Source organism: Aeromonas sp. JL9 (genome assembly GCF_024436075.1).
In the GTDB taxonomy this organism is placed as follows: domain Bacteria; phylum Pseudomonadota; class Gammaproteobacteria; order Enterobacterales; family Aeromonadaceae; genus Aeromonas; species Aeromonas veronii.
The window spans coordinates 1-899 of the sequence record NZ_JANFNV010000074.1 but is presented as its reverse complement, the minus strand read 5'-3'; the positions used below and the strand labels follow the sequence as shown (position 1 = coordinate 899).

Sequence of the window (899 nt, the reverse complement as noted above, 5' to 3'; positions counted from 1 at the left end):
ATCCGCTGATGGAGGCCTCAATCAACAACTCGCTCTTTCAAGAGCCTTGCCTAAACCGGGTTTTCCCCATCACGGTCTGGCCTGTCTTGCCATCACTTCATGCTTGCTTGGGCAACCGGTGGTGTTATCCCTTTCTTGCTGACTCCGAATATTAAGCCTTCATCACTGGCGCGCTGTATTCCTGATCTTTGGCCAATAAGGCCCACACTATCCGTGCATTCTTATTGGCCAATGCTACCGAGGCAATATTGTTATTCCGGCGCTCCAATAGCTTACTGGCCCAACCCGATACGGTATCCTGTTTACGTTTGACGGACTGTAAAACAGCCCTGGCGCCATGGATAAGCAAGGTCCTCAAATAGGTATCGCCGCGTTTGCTTATCCCAAGCAGCAGTTGTTTACCTCCACTGGAATGCTGGCGTGGCACTAAGCCAAGCCAGGCAGCAAGTTGTCTGCCATTCTCGAAATTGTTGGCGTTGCCTATGGTCGCAATCAACGCACTGGCGGTGATGGGGCCGATACCCGGGATCTTACCAATACGCTGGCATAGCGAGTTTTGCTGATGGCAGTGCTCTATCTGCTTGTCGAGCGTCGACACGACATCAAACAAATACTCAATATGTTTCTGTAGCAAACTCAGTTGAACACGAAACAGGTTGGGTAACTGGTTCTCTGCGTCCTCCAGGATCTCAGGTAACCGTCGCAGTAGTTGGTGGATCCCGATAGGCATGACAATGCCAAATTCAGCTAATAATCCCCTGATTTGATTAGCTTGTGCGGTCCGCTGCTTGATGAATCCCTGGCGGCTCCGATGAAGTGCCAGAACGGCTTGCTGTTCAGGACTTTTGATAGGCACAAACCGCATATTGGGTCGAGTGACGGCTTCGCAGATAGCTTCT

General features: G+C 50.9%; 1 protein-coding gene. It reads right to left on the bottom strand.

The window, feature by feature from the left end; translation table 11 throughout:
- Positions 1–151 precede the first annotated feature (151 nt).
- The coding region (locus NOM06_RS20800; protein WP_255913032.1) for an IS110 family transposase at positions 152–899 on the bottom strand (748 nt) is incomplete at its 5' end.